Here is a 22267-nt window from a genome sequence, read left to right on the forward strand (position 1 = left end):
AGAGCGGCGGCTGGCGGAGCTGCTGTGGATGTGGGGCGGCCCCGGTGCTTCGTGGGAAGCGCCGGGGCCGTTTTCGTCTGCCTGCTGTAGGGGCTCAGGTCGAACGGGTGGCTGCCTGGTGGAGCAGTTCGCGGTACAGGACGCCGGTGTCGAGGCCCGCTGCGGTGATGGCCTGGGGGAGCAGGCTGGTCTCCGTCATGCCGGGGGCGACGTTTGCCTCCAGGAACCACGGGGTGCCGTCCGCGTCGACGATGAGGTCGGTGCGCGACACGTCGCGCAGCCGCAGGACCTGGTGGGCCGTCAGGGCCGCCTGGACGGCCGCCTGAGCGGCTTCCGGGGTGAGTCGGGACGGGACGAAGAACTCCGTCATGCCGGCCGTGTAGCGGGCCGTGTAGTCGTACACCTCGGCGTCCGGCACGATCTCGACCGCGGGCAGCGCCTCGGGGCCCGAGCCGGTGTCGACCACGGAGACCGCGACCTCGGTGCCCGCCAGGTACGTCTCGACGAGTGCCACGTCGCCGTACGAGAACGCCCCGACCATCGCGGTGGACAGCTCTTCGAGCGTGCGCGCGACAGAGGCGCCCAGTGCCGAGCCGCCGCGGGCCGGCTTCACGAAGAGCGGCAGCCCGAGCCGCGCCACGATGGCATCGAGCACCGCGCTCGCGCCGAGGTCCCGGAAGGTGTCCTGGGGGAGCGCCACCGAGTCCGGCGTCCGCACGCCCGCGGCACGAAGCGCGGCCTTCGCCATCGGCTTGTCGAAGGCGAGCCGGCAGGCGTCCGGCCGCGATCCGACGTACGGGATACCGAGCAGTTCCAGCACATCGCGCACCGCGCCGTCCTCGCCGTAGGCGCCGTGCAGGGCCGGGAAGACGACGTCCGGGCGGTCCGCGGCGAGCGCGCCGAGCAGGCGGCCGTCGACGTCCATGACCTCGACGTCGACATCGACCGCGCGCAGGGCGTCGGCGATGCGGCGGCCCGAGCGCAGGGAGACGTCGCGCTCGTGGGAGAGCCCGCCGGCGAGTACGACGACGCGGCCGAGGTCGCTCATCCATGGTCCTTTCGGGAGGGGAGTCGGGGGAGTCGAAGGCATGCGGTTCTTCTACCCCCGGGAGAGGGGCGGCGTTTCACGTGAAACGCCGCCGGGCGTGCGGAACCGGGCCCGCCCGCGCCGCGACCGGCCCGACCCGCACCCGGGCCGCGTTCCCCGCCACCCCCCCCGGGGCGGGGGGCGGCGCCGGGCCGGGAGCAGCTCCGGCCGGACGCGGTCCGGTCAGGCGAGGTCGGGGCCGGGCGCCTGGGTGGTCGGCGACGCGGGCCCGGGGAGCGCACGGCCCGGCGTGCTGCCGCTGCCGAACATCGCGCGCAGTTCGAGCTCCTCGGAGATGACCGTGGCCAGCCGGCGCACCCCTTCGCGGATCCGCTCGGGGGTGGGGTAGCAGAACGAGAGCCGCATCGAGGAGGCGCCGAACCCGTCCGCATAGAAGGCGGTGCCCGGCACGTACGCCACCCGGGCGGTGACCGCGCGCGGCAGCATCGCCTTGGCGTCCAGGCCCTCCGGCAGCGTGACCCACACGAAGAAGCCGCCGGCCGGGTTCGTCCACGAGGTGCCGGGCGGCATGCAGGTGCGCAGCGCGTCGAGCATCGCGTCGCGGCGTTCGCGGTACATCTCGCGGTACGTCTTGATCTGGCTGCGCCAGGGCTGCGTCTCCAGGTACGCCGACACGGTCATCTGGGAGAAGACCGGCGGGCTGAGTACCGAGGCCTCCGCGGCCAGCACCAGCTTCTCGCGCACCGCGTGCGGGGCGACCGCCCAGCCGACCCGCAGGCCCGGCGCGAAGGTCTTGGAGAACGACCCGAGGTAGACCACCCCGTCCGCGTCGTCGGCACGCAGCGCGCGCATCGGCTCGCCGTCGAAGCCGAGCAGACCGTACGGGTTGTCCTCGATGATCAGCAGATCCGCGCGGCGGCAGATCTCCAGCACCCGGGCCCGCCGCTCGGCGGACATGCAGACGCCCATCGGGTTGTGGAAGTTCGGGATCGTGTAGAGGAACTTGATGCGCTTCCCGGCCGCCCGGACCGCGGTGATCGCGTTCTCCAGGTGCTCGGGGATCAGGCCGTCCTCGTCCATCGCGACGTGCACGACGTCGGCCTGGTACGAGGCGAAGGTGGACAGCGCGCCGACGTAGCTGGGCGCCTCGGCGAGGATGACGTCGCCCGGGTCGATGAAGACCCGGGTCACCAGGTCGAGGGCCTGCTGCGAGCCGACCGTCACGGTGATGTCGTCCGGATGCGCCTCGATGCCCTCGAGCCGCATGACGTCGCAGATCTGGCCGCGCAGCGTCTCGTCGCCCTGGCCCGAGCCGTACTGCAGGGCCACGGTGCCGCGTTCCGCGACCAGCCGGGCGACGGTGTCGGCGACCGCGTCCAGCGGCAGCGCGTCGATGTTGGGCATGCCGCCCGCGAGTGAGACGACCTCGGGCCGTGATGCCACGGCGAACAGAGCTCGGACCTCGGATGCCGTCATGCCGGCCGTACGGGCGGCGTAGCGGTCGACGTAGTTGTCGAGACGGGATCCGGGGGAGCTCTGCGGGACGTTCACGTACCAGCCTCCTTGAGGCGATGCGGGCCGCGGCCGGGCTCGGCCGCGTGTTACGAGTATCCGGAATGTGCGTCGGCGGCGCCCTGTGATTGCGGCCATAGGAGTGGCAACCGGCTGGGGCGTGCAGGCGCATTGGTCGCGCCGGGCGCCCGGCGACTACCATTCGCCATGGCGTAACCCCCAATCTGGAGGCCCCGATGAGCTCGGTGCGATGGATTGTCACCGGTCTCGGCGTCGGCGTGGTCGGCGGTTTCGTGGGCGGCTTCGTGGGCCGCTTGATGACCCGCCCGCGTCCGGAGACGCGCCAGGACCGGACATGGTTGCCGGACGGCCCGGGCGTCCCGGTCCGCGAACTGTCCGGCCCGGACCGCAAGCTGCCCGGGAACCCGCAGCCGGTGGCGGTCGGCGGCCCGGTCGCGGACTACGGCGCCGACCCGGTCTGACGCCGCAGGACCCGCGCGGCAGGACCGCACGAACCGCACGAAGCATGAGAACGACCGAGCCCCGGTGTTTCACGTGAAACCGTGGAACACCGGGGCTCGGTCGTGCGCTGCGCGGGACGGGCTCAGACGAACGTCGGCAGCCGCAGCATGCCGGTCGGCTCGTCCTGCTCCGGCGGCAGGTACAGGCGCTGCAGGGCGACCACGATCGACTCGGCGGCCATGTCGCGGAACGCCGCCTCGGTGAGCTGCGCGGCGTCCTCGGGGTTGGTCAGGTAGCCGATCTCGACGCGCACTGCGGGCATCCGGGTGCTGCGCAGCAGCGGCCAGGCCTTGCCGTGCGTACGGCAGTCGACCATGCCGGTACGCGCCACCAGTTCGCGCTGCACCAGACCGGCGAAGCGCTCGCCGGTGGGGGAGCGCAGCCCGTAGCGGTCGCTGCCGCTGCCGTAGTAGAACGTCGCGACGCCGCGCGCCTGCGGGTTGTCGTTGCGGTCCGAGTGCAGCGAGATGACCAGGTCCGCGTCGGTGGCGTTGGCGAACGCTGCGCGCTGCTCCTCGTCGACCAGGCCGTCGCCGTCGCGCCCGCGGGTCAGGTACGCCTGTACGCCGAGTGCGGACAGCCGGCCTTCGAGCCGCCGGGCCAGGTCCCACACCACGTCCGCCTCGGTGAGGCCGTCGGCGACCACGCCCGGGTCGGCGCCGCCGTGCCCGGGGTCGATCACCACGACCTTGCCGGCCAGGGCCGGGCCGGAGCGGTGGATCAGCTCGGACTCGCGCATCGCGTGCGGCTGGCCGCCGACCACGGTCCGGGCCAGCCGGTCCAGCGCGCGGAACGTCGCAGGGCCGCAGGTGCCGTCCGCGCGCAGCCCGTAGTTGCGCTGGAAGTCGCGCAGCGCGCGCTCGGTGCCGGCGCCCAGTATCCCGTCCACCCGGCCGCAGTCGAAGCCCATGTCGAGCAGCCGCTGCTGCAGGGTCGCCACGTCGTCGCCGACGATCACGTGGCTCACCGAATAGCTCAGCACCCGGTCGCCGAGCCGCCAGCGGGCCTCGTCGAGCTGGCGGTAGGTCTCCGGGCCGACGATGCCGTCGACGGTGAGTCCGCGCTGCTGCTGGAAGTGCCGTACCGCGCGGTCCACCGCGTCGTCGAAGACCGCGTCGTCGCCCCGGTCGGAGTCGGCGCCCTGGTCCGGCCGGGCGTCGATGCCGAGCTGCCCGAGCAGCATCAGTTTCGACCTGATCTCGGCGACGGCAGGGCCGGTGTCTCCGCGACGGTACTGCCGCTGCAGGGTCATGGAACGGAATCCTCCCGAGATTGACGCAACACTCGATCGTACGCGCGCGGAGCAGGAATCTAATGGGGCACGACGCGCCCGTCAGCAGGTCCCACGGGCCTCATGGGCAACCGCGTGACCCGCCGGTGTCTTCGGTGTCCCCCCGGACATGTTCCCCTGACAGCCCCCCGACTGTCCCCGGGTTCAACACGCCGAAAGGGCGCCCCCCGGTTCCGGGAGGCGCCCTTCGTGCGCGGTGCCGCGCCGACGGCATGGCGGGCTTACAGGAACTCCGCCAGCTCGCGCTCGAGCATCGACTTCGGCTTGGCGCCGACGATGGTCTTCACGATCTCGCCGCCCTTGTAGACGTGCAGCGTCGGGATCGACATGACGCCGTACCGGGTGGTGATCTCCGGGTTCTCGTCGATGTTGAGCTTCGCGATGCCGAGCTTGTCGCCGTGCGCCGCGGCGATCTGCTCGAGCGCCGGGGCGATCTGGCGGCACGGACCGCACCACTCGGCCCAGAAGTCGACCAGGACCGGCTTGTCGCTCATCAGGACATCGGTGTCGAAGGTCTTGTCGGTCGTCTTGATGATGCCCTCGGCCATGGGTGGCTCCTTCGTTGTCGGGCTCGGCTGGGCGGGGTTCGAGAAGAGTCGCGGTCCGGAGTGACCGGGGGTCAGACCGCGGCCTCCTCGCGGTGCTTGAGGTCCTCCAGGTACCGCTCGGCGTCCAGGGCCGCGGCGCAGCCGCTGCCGGCCGCCGTGATGGCCTGGCGGTAGATGTGGTCGACGACGTCGCCGCACGCGAAGACGCCGGTGAGGTTGGTGTGCTGGGTCGGGTGCGACACCTTCACATAACCTTCCTCGTCCAGATCGATCTGGCCCTTGAGCAGTTCGGTACGCGGTTCGTGGCCGATCGCGATGAACAGGCCCGTGACGTCCAGGTCGCGCAGCTCGCCGGTGACGGTGTCGCGCAGCTTCACCCCGGTCAGCTTGCCGTCCCCGAGGACCTCGGCGACCTCGCTGTTCCAGGCGAACTTGATCTTGTCGTTGGCGAACGCGCGGTCCTGCATGATCTTCGAGGCGCGCAGCTCCTCGCGGCGGTGGATGACGGTGACGGTCTCCGCGAAGCGGGTGAGGAAGGTGGCCTCCTCGATCGCCGAGTCGCCGCCGCCGACCACCGCGATGTGCTGGCTGCGGAAGAAGAAGCCGTCGCAGGTCGCGCACCACGAGACGCCGTGGCCGGAGAGTTCCTTCTCGTTCGGCAGGCCCAGCTCGCGGTACGCCGAACCGGTCGCCAGGATCACGGCCTTGGCGCGGTGCACGTTGCCCGAGCCGTCCTTGACCACCTTGATGTCGCCCTCGAGCTCGGCCTCGACGATGTCGTCGGCGACGAGCTCGGCGCCGAAGCGCTCGGCCTGCTTGCGCAGGTTGTCCATCAGGTCCGGGCCCATGATGCCCTCGGGCCAGCCGGGGAAGTTCTCGACCTCGGTGGTGTTCATGAGCGCCCCGCCCGCGGTGACCGCACCCTCGAAGACGAGCGGCTTGAGGTCGGCGCGTGCGGCGTAGGTGGCGGCCGTGTATCCGGCCGGGCCGGAACCGATGATGATCACGTTACGGACGTCGCTCACGCTGGGCCCATCCCTGCTTCTCGTCGGCCGCCCGGGTGCTCGGACGGCGCTGCCGGTGGTTGCGGGGGCCACCCCCTGCGGTGGGGTGCGGCACGTTCCGCTCAACCGATCCTAGGTGCGCGCCATTCCCGCGTTGACCACGGCCGGGCGGGGGGCTCAGGGCAACGGGACGGTGGCCGAGTAGATGATCTTGTCGGTGGCCGCGGCGGTGCCCGGTGCACTCGAACCGCTGCGGTATCCCGGGCATGCGGCCACGTCGATCACCATGACGTCGGCCGTGCCCGCCGCGGTGCCGCGGTAGACGACGACGAAAGCCGACCGCCCTTCGAAACGGCCGATCTCGGCGGCCAGCGGGGTACGGCCGTTCGCGCCCGCCTGCGCGCACGCGGGCACCACGGGCCGGACGGCCAGGTCGCCGGTGGCCTTCGGAGAGGCCGTCGGCGCGGCTCCGGAGAGGCCGCCGGTCGCGGTGCCGCCACTGGTCTCCGCGGTGGCTTGCAGGCTGCCCTGACGGGCCACCAGCGCCGCGACCTGTTCGCGCAGTTCGGCCCGCCGGTATTCGGTGCCGGAGGCCGTGAACGTCTGGGACGAGGTGCCGGCCGGCGCCTGCGCCCCAGCGATTGCCGTGGAGCCGCCCCGGCCGGACTCGTTCAGTGCCTTGTCCTCGGCACCCGGGCCCCGGGCCGACGCGGGAGCCGCTGCGCTGGAGTCGTTGCTCCGCGTATCCGAACCGCTCAGCGTCCCGATCAGTGCGCCGCCGACCACGAGGGCGCCGGCCGCCGCGGCGGCGACCAGCCAGCCGCGCCTCCGACGGCGGCGCCGCGCTTCGTCGAGGTCCACGACCGGAGCGGCGTACGACTCTTCGTCGGCGGACGTGCGAGGGGTGGGCAGCGTGTCGAGGCCGACGGCCTTCAAGGGGCCGCGTTCGCCCGGGGAGCCCTGATCCCGGGAGTCCTGTTCCTGGGAGTCCCGTTCATGGGTATTGCCGTCGTCGGCCGCCTCGGCCGCCGCGGTGTCGGCGAGCACCGCCATGAGGCCCGCGAAGACGTCGTCGGGCATCGGCTCGGCCGGCTGCGCGCCCAGCAGCTCGCGTACCTCGGCGAGCGCCGCGTACGTCTCGCGGCAGTCCGGGCAGGTGCCGAGGTGGGCGCGGACGTCGGCGGCGGCAGAGGAGTCGAGGAGGTCCTCGGCCAGGTCGGCGAGGAGGTCGACGTCGACATGCCCGTCCGGGCCGACCGTGCGGTTCTCGGGGGTCATCGCGTCACACCTCCGTCCTTGTGCGCCGGGCCGTCTCCCGTCGGTCTGACGGGCGGACCCGCCACCCGGTTCCCTTCGCGCAGATGCCGCACCAGCGGCAGCAGTCTGGCCCGCCCCCGGGCGCACCTGCTCTTGATCGTGCCGGTCGCCACGTCGAGGACGCGGGCGGCTTCGTCGACCGAGTAGCCCTCCATGTCCACCAGCACCAGCGCGGCGCGCTGCTCGGGCGGCAGGGTGGCCAGCGCGGCCAGCAGGACGTCCCGGGTCTCGCCGCGGACCGCGGGGTCCTCGCCGGCCGGCGCGGGCAGCCGCTGGTCCAGGTCGTCGGGCAGCGGCACCGCGGGCCGGGACGCTTTGCGGCGGGCCCGGTCCAGGCACGCGTTGACGACGATCCGGTGCAGCCACGTGGTGACCGCCGAGCGGCCCTCGAAGCGGGCCGCGGCACGGTAGGCGGACACGAGTGCGTCCTGCAGCGCGTCGGCGGCTTCCTCGCGGTCGCCCAGCGTGCGCAGCGCGACGGCCCACAGGCGGTCCCGGTGCCGGCGTATCAGCTCCGCGAACGCGTCCGGGTCGCCCTCGGCGTGCCGGGCGAGCAGGTCGGCGTCGGCGACGCCGGGATATGCGGACTCCGCGCTCATGCTCACCCCCCGGTGGCCGTGGAATTCCCGGGGTCATCCTGGCATGAGCGGGCGGTGGCGCGTGACGCGGATCAGCTTGTGAAGGCGACTTCGGCGATGCTGTTCTGGTACCCGGAGCGGTACACCTTCTTGCTGGTGTCCGTGTTCTGGTACGGCATCGCCGTCAGCCAGACCAGCACGTAGCGGGTGCGCACCGGAGCCTGCAGGTCGAACTCGACTTGGTTGCCTGTGGTGTTCTGCGTGCCGAGCTCGGTGAGGCCGGTCAGTGCGCCCGGGTAGCCCGCGGTGTTCGGCGCCGCTGCGTACAGGCCGACGGTCGTGTGGTCGCCCGAGGCACCGAGCTGGATCTTGGCGTTGCGCAGGTCCTGCTCCGAACCCAGGTCCAGGATGACGCCGATCCCCTTGCGGATCTTCGCCTCCGGCCCGTCGTCGTAGCTCTTCGTCCGCCACGCCGTGGCCGGGTTGCCGTCGAAGGTGGCGCGGGCGTTCGACGGATCGTCGGATGCGGGGTTCCCGCCCGCGTCGAGGCTGAGCTCCTTGGCGTCGACCACCTGGATCGGCACGCCCGGCGGGGCCGCCGACGGGGACGTGCCCCCGGTCGACGGGTTCGCCGGGCCGCTCGACTGCGGCTGCTTCGGCTTTTCCTCGCGCTTGTTGTTCACGTGGTCCGCGATCTGCCACGTCGCCAGGATGACCGCCACGAGCAGGATCAGCGCCACGATCGTCTTCACCAGCCGGCCGAAGCCGCCGCCGAGGGCCGGCGGGGGCGCCGTCGCGACCGTGGGGCGGACCGGCGGCGGGGGCCCGCCGTTGAAGCTGTGCCGGGACAGGATCGCGGTGGGGGTGTACTCGTCGTCGAAGTCCGCACCGGCGGCGCTGACCGGGGGTTCGGGTTCCGGAGGCAGGACCGCGGGTATCGCCGCGAGCGCCGCCACGACGTCGGACGGGGTCTCGAACGGCGGCTGGTGCTTGTGCTCGTAGCCCAGCGCCCGCATTGCGACGCCCTCCAGGGGCCCGTGGACGTGCGCCTTGACCTGTCCCGGGGTGCAGAGCTTCATGCCGTTGCGCGGGGCCTCCGGGAGGCCGTACTTGGCCGCCTCCGGCCAGCGGCGCGCCAGGCACGCGTACAGCAGCGAGCCGATCGCCCGGGTGTCGTCGCGGGCCGCGTCCGCGGTGTCGTGCCCGTACAGCGCGGCTTCCACCGACAGGCCGACGATCTTGTACTGGCCGGTGTGCATGCGCAGCACGTTGTTGGGGTCCAGGCGCAGGTGCGACAGCCCGGCGCGGTGCGCGACCGCCATGGCGTCGGACACCGAGCGGACCATCTCGTACGCCTCGTGCGGCGGCAGCGGGTTGGTCGCGAGCAGGGACGCGAGGTTGTCCGCGTCCGGCAGCCATTCCTTGACGACGTAGACGAGGCCGTCTTCTTCGGCGCAGTCGAGCACCTGCACGAAGCGCGGGTCGCCGACCAGTGCCGCGGCGCGCGCCGCCGCCATCACGCTGCGGGCGTGGTCGCTGCCCGACGCCACGATGTGGATGCCGACCGCACGGCGGAGCTTCTCGTCGACGGCCCGCCACGTGGCGCTCTTGCCGTTCGAACTGAGCTTGTCCTCAAGGCGGTAGCGGTCCGCGAAGCGGGTCCCGTGCGGGACGTCGGCGGCCGAGCGGGCGGGTGCGGCGGGCTTGGCCAGGGGCTTGGTGAGCGGTTCGGTGAGCGGTTCGGCAGGCGGCGCAGCGGGCGAACCGCCGGATTCCGCAGGCGCCTTGGGGAGCTTCCGGGTGGCGGTGTCGTCCGCATTGCCGCCGGAATCACCGGAATCGCCCGTACCGGCAGGGGATTCGGACGGTGTGCCGGAGCGGCCGTCCGGCGCGGCATCGCCGTCTTGGTCGTCGTCCGCATCCTGGCCGGCGGCCCGGTCCGTGCCGGTGTCCGCCGTCTCGGCGGTCTTCTCCGGTGCCGCTACCGGGACTTCGCCGCGTGCCTCGGCGTCCTCGGTCACGGTTTCCCCCGTGACGTCGGACGCGGTCGCGTCGTTGTCCCTGTCGGTGACGTCCACTTCCGCGATTTCGCCGGTGTCGACGGTGCTGGAGCCGGAAGGACCGTCCGCCATCAGGCGGACGGAGCCTGCGGTTCGGTCCGTCACCGTATTCTCACCCTCCTCGTAGCCCCGCCCATCGTACGAGCGGCGCAGACCGGGCGTCACTCCGCCTGCACATTCGTACGACTCTTCCGAGGGGCAACAGGTTGCCCCGAGGTCACCGGCAATCGGTGCGCGTCCCGGGCTCTACTACCCGCATTTGCGCCGGGACACCGCCTGTATGCCCCATCGTGATCCATGCCGCCGGATTCCGCGCGTCGGACCAGGCCGGTTCGACGCGCGGACACCCATCGTCTCATCCGACGCACGAGGTGCGGGGGAGGTTCCGATCAGCGTCCGAGGCGCCCCTTCACCATGCCGGTCATAGCGGACAGTTCGTCGATCCGCATGCGGCTCGCCGCGATCAGGAACACCACGCCCATGGTCGCGAGGCCGGCCAGGACCGCGGCGAGCGAGCCGCCGAAGCCGTTGCCCAGTGCGTTGGTGCACACCCGGGCGACCGCGAACGCCGCCGCGCCGCCGATCGCGGAGGCCACGATGAGCCGCGTGTAGGTGCGCGTCACGCGGCGGCCGTCCAGATCGCCGAGGCGCTTCTTCAGACGGCGCGCAGCGAGCGATACGCCGACCAGGTACGCGGCACCGTAGGCGCCCGCCATGCCGACACCGGCCCACTTGGTGGGCAGCGCCACGAACGCCAGTGCGGACAGCGCCGCGGTGGTGGCTGCCACCCACACGGTGTTGAGGAACGGCGTGCGGGTGTCCTCGTACGCGTAGAAGCCGCGCAGCAGCACGTACTGCGCGGAGAACGGGATCAGTCCCAGTCCCAGCGCCATGAGCATGTAGCCGACCCAGTGCGCGCTCTGCACGCCGGTCGGCGCGAACATCAGGCCGCCGATGTCGCGGCCCAGGGCCACGAACACGATGGCGCACGGCACGATCGCGACCGCGGACATCCGCAGGCCCGCCGAAATGTCGTCGCGTACCGAGGTCTTGTCGTTGTCGGCCGCGGCCCGCGACATGCGCGGCAGCATCGCGGCCATCACGGACACCGTGATGACGGCCTGCGGGAGCTGCCAGATGAGCAGCGCGTTCGTGTACGAGGTGAAGCCGACGCCCCAGTCGATGCCCTGCTTCTGCGCGTCGCTGTCGATCGCGTTGGCGAGCTGCGTGGTCACCAGGTAGCCGAGCTGGTTCGCCAGCACGAACAGGAACGTCCACTTCGCCAGGCCGGCCGCCTTGCCCAGGCCGTGCCCGCGCCAGTCGAAGCGCGGCCGGAAGTGGAAGCGCGCGGCCTTGAGGTACGGCACCATCGCGAGCGACTGGACCACCATGCCCAGCAGCGTGCCGATGCCGAGCAGCCTGGCCTCGTCGGGCGTGATGCGCGCCGCCGTCATGCCGCTGCTGTGCTGCGTGCCGGCCACCCAGATGTACAGCGCGAAGGTGGCGATGATGACCAGGTTGTTGAGGACCGGGGTCCACATCATCGGCCCGTAGCGCTCGCGGGCGTTGAGGATCTGCCCGAACATCACGTGCACGCCCATGAAGAAGATGATGGGCAGGCAGTAGCGCGCGAAGGTGATGGCCAGTTCGAACTCGGCCTCTTGCTCGGCAAGCGAGTTGGCCAGTATCCGGATCAGCCACGGGGCCGCGACCACGGCCAGCACGGTGAGCACCAGCAGGATCGTCATGACCAGCGTGAGCAGCCGGTTCGCGTACGCCTCGCCGCCGTCTTCGTCGTTGCGCATGGCGCGCACGAGCTGCGGCACGAAGACCGCGTTGAGCGCGCCGCCGCCGACCAGGATGTAGAGCAGGGTCGGCATGGTGTTCGCCACGTTGTACGTGTTGGCGAAGACCGCCATGCCCAGGGCCGCGGCGATGACGAGGTTGCGGATGAAGCCGGTGATGCGCGAGACGATCGTGCCCGACGCCATGAGGGCGCTGGACCGCATCATCCCGCTGAGCTTGCCGCCCTTCTTGCCGCCGACCGGGATGCCGGCCATGCGCTCTTCGGCGCCGCTGCCGGGCAGCCGGTAGACCGGCGACTGGGACGGACCGGGCAGCGGGGCGATGTCCGGTTCTTCGGTGACGGTCAGCGCGGCGCCGGCCGCGGCGGCCGCCTCGGCACCGCGGCGGGTCTCGTAGCGCTGGTACGCCTCGGTGTACGTCGGCATGCCGATCTCGCCGGTGAGGCCGAGGTGGATGCCGGTGAGGGTCTGGTCCATGAGCCAGCCGCCGGGCCGGTCGTAGTCGCCCCAGCCGCCGCCCGAGCCGTAACCGCCGCCCGAACCGCCGGAGCCGCCCCCCGAACCGCCCGAGCCGCGGCCGCCCTGGCCGGCGCCGGACGACGCCTGCCCCGACGATCTGCGTCCGCGTCGGGGCTCCTCGGGGGGCTCGGCGCGGAAGAAGCCGGCCTGGTCGGCCCAGTCCTGGCCGCCGCCCTGCCCGCTGCCCTGGCCGCTCTGCCCGCCCTGGCCGCTCCAGCCGGCCTGGTCGCCCTGGCTGCCGTGCCCGCCCTGGCCGGACTGGCCCTGGTCGTGCTGCGGGGGGACCTGCGGCGTCGCGTAGCCCTGCTGGCCGCCGTCGTACTGGCCGCCGCCGTACTGCTCGCCCGCATACGACTGCGGGGCGTACGGCTGCTGTTGCTGCGGCTGCTGCGGGTATCCGCCCTGGTCGTAGCCCTGCTGCTGATACGCCTGCTGCTGCTGGTAGCCCTGCGGGTACCCCTGCTGCTGGTAGTCCTGCGGATAGCCGGGCTGCTGCTGCCCGTAGCCGGGGTCCGGCGTGCCGGCCGCCTGCGGAGCCGGGGTGAACAGCCCGTCGAGTCCCGGGCCGCCGGCCTGGCCGGCGTCGTCGCGGAACCATGCCTCCGGACCGCCCGGGGTGCCGGGCGCGGGCGGGGCCTGCCCGGAGCCGGGGTAGGGGGCGTACTCCTGCGCGGGGTCCGAGTACTGCTGGCCGTACTGCCCCAGGTAGGGGTCTTCGGGCCGGTGGCCTTCCCGATGCGGCGTGCCGTATGGCCCCTGCCCGTCTCCCGGGTCGTCCGTGCCGCCGACGTACGGCTGTCGCTCGTCGCTCCGGTCATTCATGCGGGCAGGTCCTCGTCTTCCGCTTCAGGTGGTCGTTCGCTCAGGTGCCCACTTTCTCATCCGGGGGCGGCTCCGGTGCTCCCCGACGCCTAGTGTCCGGGGATATATGGACATGCGGCGCAAATCCGGTCAAGCCGGTGCGTGATGACCCTCCGGTCGATTCCGCCTCGCATGCCGCCTGCCGTCCCCCTCGTCCTGCTCGTCGTGTGCGTCATGCTCCGGCGCTTCGGTCCCGTGCGGTCCGTCCGCGCCTTCGTCGTCCCCGCCCTCGTCCGCCTCGCCGTCCGTCCCGTCGCCGGGCCCGCCGTCCGCCGCGGCACGACGGCGTCGCAGGTAGGCCCGCAGCGAGAACAACGCGAGAAGTCCCGCGATGACTCCAATGATGCCCAACGTGATGCCGTCGATGCTGGTGGTGTTGACGTAGAACGAGTGTGCGGCACCGAAGGTGTGCTGTCCGTCGGGGGTCATCACGCGGACGTCGACGAGCACCTTGCCGTTCGCCGCGGACTCCGCGGGGATCGGGATCGCGGACGTCACCCCGCCCGGGATGGTGGTCACCGCAGGCTGCGTCAGGGTGAGGCGGTTGGGCTGCCGGGAGGTCACTTCCAGCCGGATCGTGATGGCCTGCTGCAGCCCGTTGATGATGGTGACCGGGATGGTGCCCGAGTCGCCGGAGAGCGTGACCCCGGCCTTCGGCACGATGCGCACCAGCTGTTCGAGCACCCGGAGGCTGCGGGTCACGTCGATCCGGTACTTGTTCGCGTCCAAGGTCGGAGTGGTACGCCACCCCACGGACAGCGCGCGCTCCACGGCCGGGTTGTACGGCCGGGTGATGCGCTCCGGGTTGCTGAGGATCGCCGCGAAGGTGTCCACCGACTGCTGCAGGTCGGCGATCGACTGCTGGTAGCCGGCCGACAGCTCGGTGCGGCGCAGCTCCTGCGGATAGCCCTTGATGGTCCGCTGCTCGACCTCGGTGGGGGCGGTCGCGGCGATCTTGTCGAGCGTGCCGGGCTCGGCCCACCCCGCGGTGCCGGTCGCCTCGGTCACCGCGTCCTTGAGCGCCTGCGCGACCGGCGCGGCGAAGTGCCGGGGCGGCGCGATCAGCAGCGAACGCGCCAGCATCGGCTCTTCGTTGGCGATGGTCAGCAGCTCGGCGAGGAGCGCCTGCTTGAGCGCCACCGGGGAAGCCGGCGGGTTCTCGGTCGCCGCGGCCAGCATGTCGCTGATGCGCGCATCGGCGATCAGGGCTTCCGGGCCGACATTGGTGGGCGTGTGCGCCGACGGGGTGTAGGTCAGCTTCCCGCTGCGCGGCGGCACCGAGGTGCTCGACGCGATGACCAGCTTGGACCCGGTGTTCTTCGCGGTGGTGAGCACCTGCTCGTCGACCGCTCCGGCGATCGGCCAGGCCACGTCCGAGCGCACGGTGAAGCCGAGCAGTTCGCCGGCCACCCGGCCGCCTTCGGCGACGGTCCGCAGCAGTATCGGCGTCAGGTCGGTCTTGCCGCCCGCCGCGACGTGGGCGATGGACGCCAGATCGGTGTCCGCGTACGGCAGCGCCACCACGGTGTCGGCCGCGGCGGCCTTGCGCAGCTGCTCGAGCCAGGCGGCGGCCCCCGGGCCGCCGGTGCCCGGGGCGGTGGCCGCCTCGGTGCGCGGCGTCGACTTGGTGGCGGCGACGTCGGTACGCCCGTCGCGGTCCTTGCTGCTGCCCTTGCTGTCCTTGTCGTCCTTGCTGTCGGTGTCCCCGTCGCCCTTGCTCTTGCCGCTCGCGGCGTCGTCGGTTTCCTTGCCGGTCTCCGGAGGCCTGGGCGGGGCCACCCGGTAGCCCTTGGCCATCTCGTTCGCGGTCGCCAGCAGGTCCGGGTCGACCACCCAGACGGCCCCGGGCAGCCCGTCGCCGATCTCCACGAGCCGCTCGAGCCGGCCGTCCGGACCGAGCTCGGCGTTCAGGCCGTCGTCGGTGAAGACCGGGGTCTGCCCGGTGTCGCCGATCGTGGTGCCGTCCCAGCGCGCCCGGTCGATCAGCGGCCACAGCACCGCGATCTGCTGCTTGGCGGCGGGCGCCTTTCCTGCCGGGATCCAGGGCAGCAGCAGCCGCGTGCTGGCCACCCGCTTGCCGTTGTCGGTGACATCCAGGGTCAGCGCGTAGACCGCGACGTCGGTCTCGGTCAGGCCGAGTTCGGCGGCCGTGGCCTTGAACTCGCCGCTCGCCTGGCCGTTGGCCGGGACGTCGGCGACGGTCGCGACCGGCCGGCGTGCGGTGCCCTCGGACGTGCTGGTCGCCAGCTCGTCGCGAAGCGTTATCGGCGAGGCGACCTTCGCCCGCACGGTCACCTGGTCCAGCGCCACCCCGGTGGTGTTGACCAGCCGGAACCGGATGGTGAGCACATCGTCTTTGGTCCGGGCCACGGCGGGCGCCATGGACTCCACGACGACCTGGACGGGCGAACCGTCCGCGGCCCGCGCGGCCCTGGCCGGCGGCGGTGCCAGCACGCCGGCCAGCGCGGTGAGGACGAGCAGCAGCAGTCCGGCCGTGCGCCGGGCGCTGCCGTGGGCTCGGGTCACGCGGTGTCCGCCAGCAGTTCGGGAGCGCGCACCGCGAGCCTGCGCTCGTCCGGATAAGCGAGCCGGGCCGGCAATGCACCCAATGGCACCCACGCCACCGCCTCGACCTCGATGTCGTCGTCCGAAAGGTCCCCGCCGGCGGCTTCCATCAGATAGTGGTGCACGGTCTTGTGGACGCGGCGGTCCGGGGCCGTGAACCAGTAGTCGATGACGCCCAGCGGGGCGAGGACGCGGCCTACGATGCCGGTCTCCTCTTCGACCTCGCGGAGGGCGGCCTCGACCGCGCTCTCCCCGTCCTCGATGTGCCCTTTGGGCAGGGACCACAGCAGCCGGCCGCGGCGATCGCGGCGGGCGATCAGCGCGGCGCGCAATGTGTCCCGGTCCACGACGAGGCCACCGGCCGAGGTCTCCTCGACCGCCTTGAGCCTCCGCCGCGGCGGGGTGGTCTCGGCGGGCATCCTGAAATCCTAGTGCGCCGGGCCTGCAGGTCGGGAGCCAAGATCACCCCATCGCGGCTCCGTGCACCGATAAAGGTGACGATCCGCCCGCACGCTCCCCGTACCCTTGTACGTCGTGTCCAACGCGAAGAACTCCCCGCACTCCGCCGCCGAGCCGGTCTCCCCGGCGGCCGATCCGGCTGCGCCGGCCGTGTCCCCGGACCGGCTGAGCCAGGTCCAGCGCCGCGCGGTCGCCGAACTGCTGCGCGTCGCCCCGGTCGCGGACGACCTCGCGCGCAGATTCCAGGCGGCCGGGCACCGGCTCGCGCTGGTCGGCGGCTCGGTGCGCGACGCGCTCCTGGGCCGGCTCGGCAACGACCTGGACTTCACCACCGATGCGCGGCCCGAGCAGGTGCTCGCCCTGGTGCGGCCGTGGGCCGACGCGGTCTGGGAGGTCGGGATCGCCTTCGGCACCATCGGCTGCCGCAAGACCGGCCCGACCGGCTTCGACTACCAGATCGAGATCACCACGTACCGGTCGGAGGCGTACGACCGCACCTCGCGCAAGCCCGAGGTGACGTACGGCGAGTCGATCGAGGACGACCTGGTGCGCCGCGACTTCACCGTCAACGCGATGGCGGTGGACCTGCCCGGCACCAGCTTCGTGGACCCGTACGGCGGTCTGGAGGACCTGGCCGACCGGGTGCTGCGCACGCCCGGCACCCCGGAGGCGTCCTTCGGCGACGACCCGCTGCGGATGATGCGGGCCGCCCGCTTCGCGGCGCAGCTCGACTTCGACGTGGCCCCCGAGGTGGTGGCCGCGATGACCGCGATGGCCGACCGCATCGACATCGTCTCGGCCGAGCGGGTGCGCGACGAGCTGAACAAGCTGGTGTGCTCGGCGTACCCGCGCAAGGGCCTGCTGCTCCTGGTGGAGACCGGGCTGGCCGCCCGGGTGCTGCCCGAGCTGCCCACGCTGCGCCTCGAACTCGACGAGCACCACCGGCACAAGGACGTGTACGAGCACACCCTCACGGTGCTCGAACAGGCCATGGACCTGGAGGCGCCCGGCGAGCCGGACCTGGTCCTGCGGCTGGCCGCGCTGCTGCACGACATCGGCAAGCCGCGCACCCGCCGCTTCGAGGACGACGGCCGGGTGTCGTTCCACCACCACGAGGTGGTCGGCGCGCACATGACCAAGAAGCGCATGAAGGCGCTGAAGTACCCGAAGGACGTCACCGACGACGTGACGCGCCTGGTGGAACTCCACCTGCGCTTCCACGGCTACGGCACGGGGGAGTGGACCGACTCGGCGGTGCGCCGCTATGTGCGCGATGCGGGTCCGCTGCTCGACCGGCTGCACAAGCTGACCCGTTCGGACTGCACCACCCGCAACCGGCGCAAGGCCGGCGCGCTGGCCCGGGCGTACGACTCGCTCGAAGAGCGCATCGCCAAGCTGCAGGAGCAGGAGGAGCTGGACTCGATCCGGCCGGACCTGGACGGCAACCAGATCATGGAGATCCTCGGGGTGCCGCCCGGCCCGCTGGTCGGCAAGGCGTACAAGCACATGCTCGAAATGCGCCTGGAGAACGGCCCGATGGACCGGGACACGGCGATCGGCGAGCTGAAGAAGTGGTGGTCCGCCCAGGAGGGCTGAGCACACCGGGTATCCGGACACCGGGATACCCGGAGGAATGCCGATGGCCGGTCCCCGCACTGCGGGGACCGGCCATCGTTTTGCCCGGAAGCGGCGGATCAGCCGTTGAGCGAGAGGACGCAGATGACGTCCTTGCTCTCGATGACCACCGGGATGTTGGCACCGGTGACCGACGAGCAGGCCCCGATGTCGATGGTGTCCTCGAAGATCGTGACGACCTGGTAGCGGGCTTCGGGCGTCCCGCACTTGGTGATGTGCGGGGTGCCGCCGGCGAGGTCGTCGAGGCAGTCGCCCTCGCGGAACGCGACCTTCTCGCCGCCGTTGACGTACATGTACGTGCCGCCGCCGATGACCGCGAGCAGCAGCACGGCGAGGCCGAGCACCAGCGGGCTGAGGAGGACGCTGCGCTCCTTGCGGGCGCGGCGGTCGCCCTGCGGCGGTGCGGGGGCGTACGAAGGGGTGCCCTGCGGCGGGGTCGTGTCGGACCACGCGGGCACGTAGGGGATCCGGTCCGGATCGGACGCACTCGGGATATTGGTCATCGACGGTCTCCGTTGGGCAGGAAAGTGTCAAAAAGCGTCACTGAGCGAGCGATCGCTGACGAAGATTAGAGGGTTGCGCCCTGATGTGCACTAGTTGACGAGAAGTCGATCTTTGAGGTTCTTCACACGGCTTCGCTGTGCGAAAGAAAACCGCGGCGCACGCTGCGGGAGGAAAGCCTCAGTTGCTGCTGATACCGGATGAATCGACCTGCGGCAGCGGGCGCGGCGGGTGGCGGCGCACCGCGAGTGCGTACGCCGCTCCGGTCACCGCGTAGCCGGCCGCGACCGCGGCGAGCACCGCGGGGGATTTCCCGTCGGACGGCAGCACCAGCGCCGAGGCCGCGGCTGCGCCCACGAAGGCGACGTTGAAGAGCACGTCGTAGACCGAGAAGACGCGCCCGCGGAACGCATCGTCCACGGTGGTCTGCACGACCGTGTCCACGCCGATTTTGGCGCCCTGCGACACCAGCCCCAGCAGGAAGCCGGCGGCCAGCATGGGCCCGAGCCGGAACGGCAGGCCCAGCGCGACCTGGCCGACCGCACCGGTCAGGGCGCACAGCACGATCCAGCGCGGCACCCCCAGTCGCGGCGTCACCACCGGGGTGAGCACCGCGGCCGCGAAGAATCCGGCCGCGGTCACGCCGACGGTCAGCCCGAGGGTGGCCAGCCCGGCGTCGGTGTCCGCCGGGTCGTTGAACAGGTTCCGGCACAGCAGCAGCGTCATGACCGTGAGGACCCCGAAACAGAACCGCATTGCGGTGATCGCGGCCAGCGCGTGCGCGGGCGCCCGGCGCTGCCACACGTGCGCCGCACCCTCGCGCAGCCCGCGGGCCACGCCGGCCACCGCCTCGCGCACATGCGGCACCACGCGGTCCGGGTCCGGGCCCAGCAGGTCGACCGGCATGGTCGCCGCCACCGCCGCCGAACTCAGGTACAGCGCTCCGGAGATGAGGATGACCAGCGCCGTCGCCCCGGGGCCCTCGTCGAGGAAGAGGTGCACAAGCACCGCGGCCAGCGCCCCTGCGGACGCCGCGACCGTGCCGGCCGTCGGCGACACCGCGTTCGCCAGCACCAGCCGCTCTTCCGGCACGACGCGCGGCAGCGAGGCGGAAAGCCCGGCCAGCACGAAGCGGTTCACCGACAGCACCAGCAGGCACGACGTGTAGAAGACCGGATCGGGCACCTCGGCCAGCACCAGCGCCGCGGTCACCGCGACCAGCACCGCGCGCAGCAGATTGCAGCGCACCAGCACCTGGCGCCGCCGCCAGCGGTCCAGGAGCACCCCGGTGAACGGCCCGACCAGCGAGTACGGCAGCAGCAGCACCGCGAACGCGGCCGCGATATCGGCCGCCGAGGTCTGCTTCTCCGGCGAGAAGAACACGTGCCCGGCCAGCGCGACCTGGAAGACCCCGTCGGACAGCTGCGAGGTCAGGCGCGTCCCGAACAGCCTGCGGAAGTCCCGCAGGCGGAGGAGGGCGCCGAGGTCGCGCAGGAGAGCCACGGACGCAAACGTACAGGTGCGCCCGCGGGCGGCCCGGCGGACGCAAGCCGACGGCCCGCAACCTCACGCGGAGATTGCGGGCCGTCGGATGGAGCAGGTGCGGCTAGGCGGCGCGGATCAGCGCTCGACCTCGCCCTTGATGAACTTCTCGACGTTGTCGCGGGCCTCGTCGTCGAAGTACTGGACCGGCGGCGACTTCATGAAGTACGAGCTCGCCGACAGGATCGGGCCGCCGATGCCCCGGTCGAGGGCGATCTTCGCGGCGCGCACGGCGTCGATGATGACACCGGCCGAGTTCGGGGAGTCCCAGACCTCGAGCTTGTACTCCAGGTTCAGCGGGACGTCGCCGAACGCGCGGCCCTCGAGGCGGACGTACGCCCACTTGCGGTCGTCGAGCCACGCGACGTAGTCCGACGGGCCGATGTGCACGTTCTTCGCACCCAGGTCGCGGTCGACCTGCGAGGTGACGGCCTGCGTCTTGGAGATCTTCTTGGACTCCAGGCGCTCGCGCTCGAGCATGTTCATGAAGTCCATGTTGCCGCCGACGTTCAGCTGCATGGTGCGCTCGAGGACGACGCCGCGGTCTTCGAAGAGCTTCGCCAGCACGCGGTGCGTGATGGTCGCGCCGACCTGCGACTTGATGTCGTCGCCGACGATCGGGACACCGGCCTCGGTGAACTTGTCGGCCCACTCCTTGGTGCCCGCGATGAACACCGGGAGGGCGTTGACGAACGCCACACCGGCGTCGATCGCGCACTGGGCGTAGAACTTGGCGGCGGCTTCGGAGCCGACCGGCAGGTAGCAGACCAGGACGTCGGCCTCGGCGTCCTTGAGCGCCTTGACCACGTCGACCGCGGCCTCGGAGGACTCCTCGATGGTCTGGAGGTAGTACTTGCCGAGACCGTCCAGGGTGTGGCCGCGCTGCACGGTCACGCCGGTCGGGGGCACGTCGCAGATCTTGATGGTGTTGTTCTCGCTGGCGCCGATGGCGTCCGCCAGGTCGAAGCCGACCTTCTTCGCGTCCACGTCGAACGCGGCAACGAACTTGACGTCACGCACGTGGTAGTCGCCGAACTGCACGTGCATGAGGCCGGGTACGCGGCTGTTGGGGTCGGCGTCCTTGTAGTACTCGACGCCCTGCACCAGCGAAGCGGCGCAGTTGCCCACGCCGACGATGGCTACGCGAACCGAACCCATTCCGGTTGCTCCCTGTGTTCTCAATGAGGACATCCCGAAGGAAGCCCTCAACTGGTTGCTGCGGACGGGTCCGAGGCCGCGTCCTGCTTGGTCTGCCGGGGGGCCCCGGCGTCATTCGTCCCAGTGCCGTCGGCCACGGGGTCGTCCCCGGCATGCCGTTCGGCGCTGATCAGCTCGTTCAGCCAGCGCACTTCGCGCTCCACCGACTCCAAGCCGTGCCGCTGAAGCTCGAGCGTGTAGCCGTCGAGCTTCTCCCGCGTGTTCGACAGCGAGCTGCGGACCCGGTCGAGCCGCTCTTCGAGCTTGCCGCGGCGGCCCTCAAGGATACGCATGCGCACCTCGCGGTCCGTCCGGCCGAAGAAGGCGAAGTGCACGCCGAAGTTCTCGTCCTCCCAGGCTTGGGACCCGGACTCGGACAGCAACTCCTGGAAGTGTTCCTTGCCTTGCGCCGTCAGTTTGTACACGATGCGCGCGCGCTTGCCGCCGGCCAGTGCCGCGGCAACCTGCTCCGGCTCCTCTTCCACGATCAGTCCCCGTTCCAGGAGGGACCTCAGGCAGGGATAGAGGGTGCCGTACGCAATGGCGCGGAACGTGCCGAGCACGGTGTTGAGCCGCTTGCGCAGCTCGTATCCGTGCATGGGCGTGTCGTGCAGCAGGCCGAGGGTGGCGAACTCCAGGACGCCTCCGCGCCTGCTCATCCGCTTCCCTCCCGCCTGATGTATCGGGCCTTCATATCGGCTCGATGTATCGAGTCGATACATCGGAACGATAGGTCCCCGGCGCGGGGCGTGCAAGGAGGGGTCCGGTGACGGAAGTCACAGAAGGGTCACGTGGGCGTTGCTTGTCGATCACCTCTGCACGGCCGGCCACAACTTCTCGACGTGTTCACTCGGGCGGGTATGCCCCGAGCCGTCCGTGTTTTTGGTGTTGCGTCCGCGCGTAGTCTGGTCCGCCGTGTGGTACCTCGGGACACCCGTACAGAAGACCGGCCGCTCTGCAACCGGTCTCGGCCGCGATGCGTCCTGGGGAACGGACAGCCACGACCCGTGCGACCGACCCCCGTTGCGCGGCCGAGGAGCAGCGAATTCATGAGTGAGCACCGTCGCAGGTCGGCATCGCCGCGTCCGGAAGGACGTGACACGTCGCATGTTCGGGGGAGCATGCCGTCGGCCGGCGGGCCGGCTCCCGAGGCCGCGCGGCCTCCGGGTGCGTCCGCCGGTGCGGGACCGGAGCCCGGGGCCCGCCCCCGGACGCGGATGGAGGCGCGGCAGGCCGCGCGCTCGGGCGGCAGCGGCCCCGGCCGCGGCAGAGGCGGCGGCCGGGGCGGGGGCGGCGACGGTCC

17 protein-coding genes are annotated in these 22267 nt (G+C 71.7%); 2 read left to right on the forward strand and 15 right to left on the reverse strand.

The window, feature by feature from the left end; translation table 11 throughout:
* Positions 1–94: 94 nt before the first annotated feature.
* Together LZ495_RS42595 and LZ495_RS42600 are read right to left on the reverse strand one after the other, a co-directional pair.
* Positions 95–1048, reverse strand: a complete 954-nt coding sequence (locus tag LZ495_RS42595) for a D-alanine--D-alanine ligase family protein (protein ID WP_235058639.1) — start codon at positions 1046–1048, stop codon at positions 95–97.
* Between the two features lie 222 nt (positions 1049–1270).
* A complete protein-coding gene (locus LZ495_RS42600; RefSeq protein WP_235058640.1) occupies positions 1271–2599 on the reverse strand; it encodes an aminotransferase-like domain-containing protein in 1329 nt (442 codons plus the stop codon).
* Between the two features lie 197 nt (positions 2600–2796).
* Between LZ495_RS42600 and LZ495_RS42605 the strand changes: the two genes are divergently transcribed.
* Positions 2797–3042 carry a hypothetical protein gene (locus tag LZ495_RS42605; RefSeq protein WP_235058641.1) on the forward strand — a complete coding sequence of 82 codons (246 nt, stop codon included), beginning with the start codon at positions 2797–2799 and terminating at the stop codon, positions 3040–3042.
* A gap of 122 nt (positions 3043–3164) precedes the next feature.
* Here LZ495_RS42605 and LZ495_RS42610 read toward each other — a convergent pair whose 3' ends face one another.
* The 9 genes from LZ495_RS42610 to LZ495_RS42650 all read right to left on the reverse strand — a co-directional run bounded on the left by LZ495_RS42610 (position 3165) and on the right by LZ495_RS42650 (position 16049).
* On the reverse strand, positions 3165–4334 hold the full coding sequence (locus LZ495_RS42610; RefSeq protein ID WP_235058643.1) for an N-acetylmuramoyl-L-alanine amidase: 1170 nt from the start codon (positions 4332–4334) through the stop codon (positions 3165–3167).
* Positions 4335–4594: 260 nt separating this feature from the next.
* Complete coding sequence (trxA, locus tag LZ495_RS42615) at positions 4595–4921, reverse strand: thioredoxin (RefSeq protein WP_235058644.1); 327 nt, start codon at positions 4919–4921, stop codon at positions 4595–4597.
* Between the two features lie 71 nt (positions 4922–4992).
* The gene (gene trxB / locus LZ495_RS42620) at positions 4993–5946 is read right to left on the reverse strand and encodes a thioredoxin-disulfide reductase (RefSeq protein ID WP_235058645.1); all 954 of its coding nucleotides are present in this window, start codon (positions 5944–5946) and stop codon (positions 4993–4995) included.
* 156 nt (positions 5947–6102) lie between these two features.
* Positions 6103–7203, reverse strand: coding sequence for an anti-sigma factor family protein (locus tag LZ495_RS42625; RefSeq protein WP_235058646.1), 1101 nt, complete (start codon positions 7201–7203; stop codon positions 6103–6105).
* Positions 7200–7841 (reverse strand): RNA polymerase sigma factor SigM, encoded by a 642-nt coding sequence (gene sigM / locus LZ495_RS42630; protein ID WP_235058648.1) that lies wholly within the window; start codon positions 7839–7841, stop codon positions 7200–7202. The genes LZ495_RS42625 and sigM overlap by 4 nt, the downstream gene beginning before the upstream one ends.
* A 71-nt stretch (positions 7842–7912) precedes the next feature.
* On the reverse strand, positions 7913–9985 hold the full coding sequence (locus LZ495_RS42635; RefSeq protein ID WP_235058650.1) for a protein kinase family protein: 2073 nt from the start codon (positions 9983–9985) through the stop codon (positions 7913–7915).
* Between the two features lie 284 nt (positions 9986–10269).
* Positions 10270–13026: a murein biosynthesis integral membrane protein MurJ gene (gene murJ, locus LZ495_RS42640; RefSeq protein WP_235058652.1), complete on the reverse strand. Its 2757-nt coding sequence runs from the start codon at positions 13024–13026 to the stop codon at positions 10270–10272.
* Positions 13027–13155: 129 nt separating this feature from the next.
* On the reverse strand, positions 13156–15591 hold the full coding sequence (locus LZ495_RS42645; RefSeq protein WP_235058653.1) for a DUF6049 family protein: 2436 nt from the start codon (positions 15589–15591) through the stop codon (positions 13156–13158).
* Positions 15588–16049 carry an NUDIX hydrolase gene (locus LZ495_RS42650; RefSeq protein WP_235058654.1) on the reverse strand — a complete coding sequence of 154 codons (462 nt, stop codon included), beginning with the start codon at positions 16047–16049 and terminating at the stop codon, positions 15588–15590. Before LZ495_RS42650 ends, LZ495_RS42645 begins: the two co-directional genes overlap by 4 nt.
* Positions 16050–16239: 190 nt before the next feature.
* Here LZ495_RS42650 and LZ495_RS42655 point away from each other — a divergent pair, with 190 nt between their 5' ends.
* Positions 16240–17685, forward strand: a complete 1446-nt coding sequence (locus tag LZ495_RS42655) for a CCA tRNA nucleotidyltransferase (RefSeq protein WP_235058659.1) — start codon at positions 16240–16242, stop codon at positions 17683–17685.
* Between the two features lie 98 nt (positions 17686–17783).
* On the opposite strand, the gene LZ495_RS42660 is transcribed toward LZ495_RS42655, so the two are convergent.
* The 4 genes from LZ495_RS42660 to LZ495_RS42675 form a co-directional block, all read right to left on the reverse strand.
* The gene (locus LZ495_RS42660) at positions 17784–18227 is read right to left on the reverse strand and encodes an LppU/SCO3897 family protein (RefSeq protein ID WP_235058655.1); all 444 of its coding nucleotides are present in this window, start codon (positions 18225–18227) and stop codon (positions 17784–17786) included.
* A gap of 178 nt (positions 18228–18405) precedes the next feature.
* Positions 18406–19728 carry an MFS transporter gene (locus LZ495_RS42665; RefSeq protein ID WP_235058656.1) on the reverse strand — a complete coding sequence of 441 codons (1323 nt, stop codon included), beginning with the start codon at positions 19726–19728 and terminating at the stop codon, positions 18406–18408.
* A 117-nt stretch (positions 19729–19845) separates the two neighbouring features.
* Positions 19846–20925 (reverse strand): inositol-3-phosphate synthase, encoded by a 1080-nt coding sequence (locus tag LZ495_RS42670; protein WP_235058657.1) that lies wholly within the window; start codon positions 20923–20925, stop codon positions 19846–19848.
* Between the two features lie 47 nt (positions 20926–20972).
* Positions 20973–21623, reverse strand: a complete 651-nt coding sequence (locus tag LZ495_RS42675) for a PadR family transcriptional regulator (protein ID WP_235058658.1) — start codon at positions 21621–21623, stop codon at positions 20973–20975.
* Positions 21624–22267 lie beyond the last annotated feature (644 nt).

Source organism: Yinghuangia soli (genome assembly GCF_021502675.1).
In the GTDB taxonomy this organism is placed as follows: Bacteria; Actinomycetota; Actinomycetes; order Streptomycetales; family Streptomycetaceae; genus Yinghuangia; species Yinghuangia soli.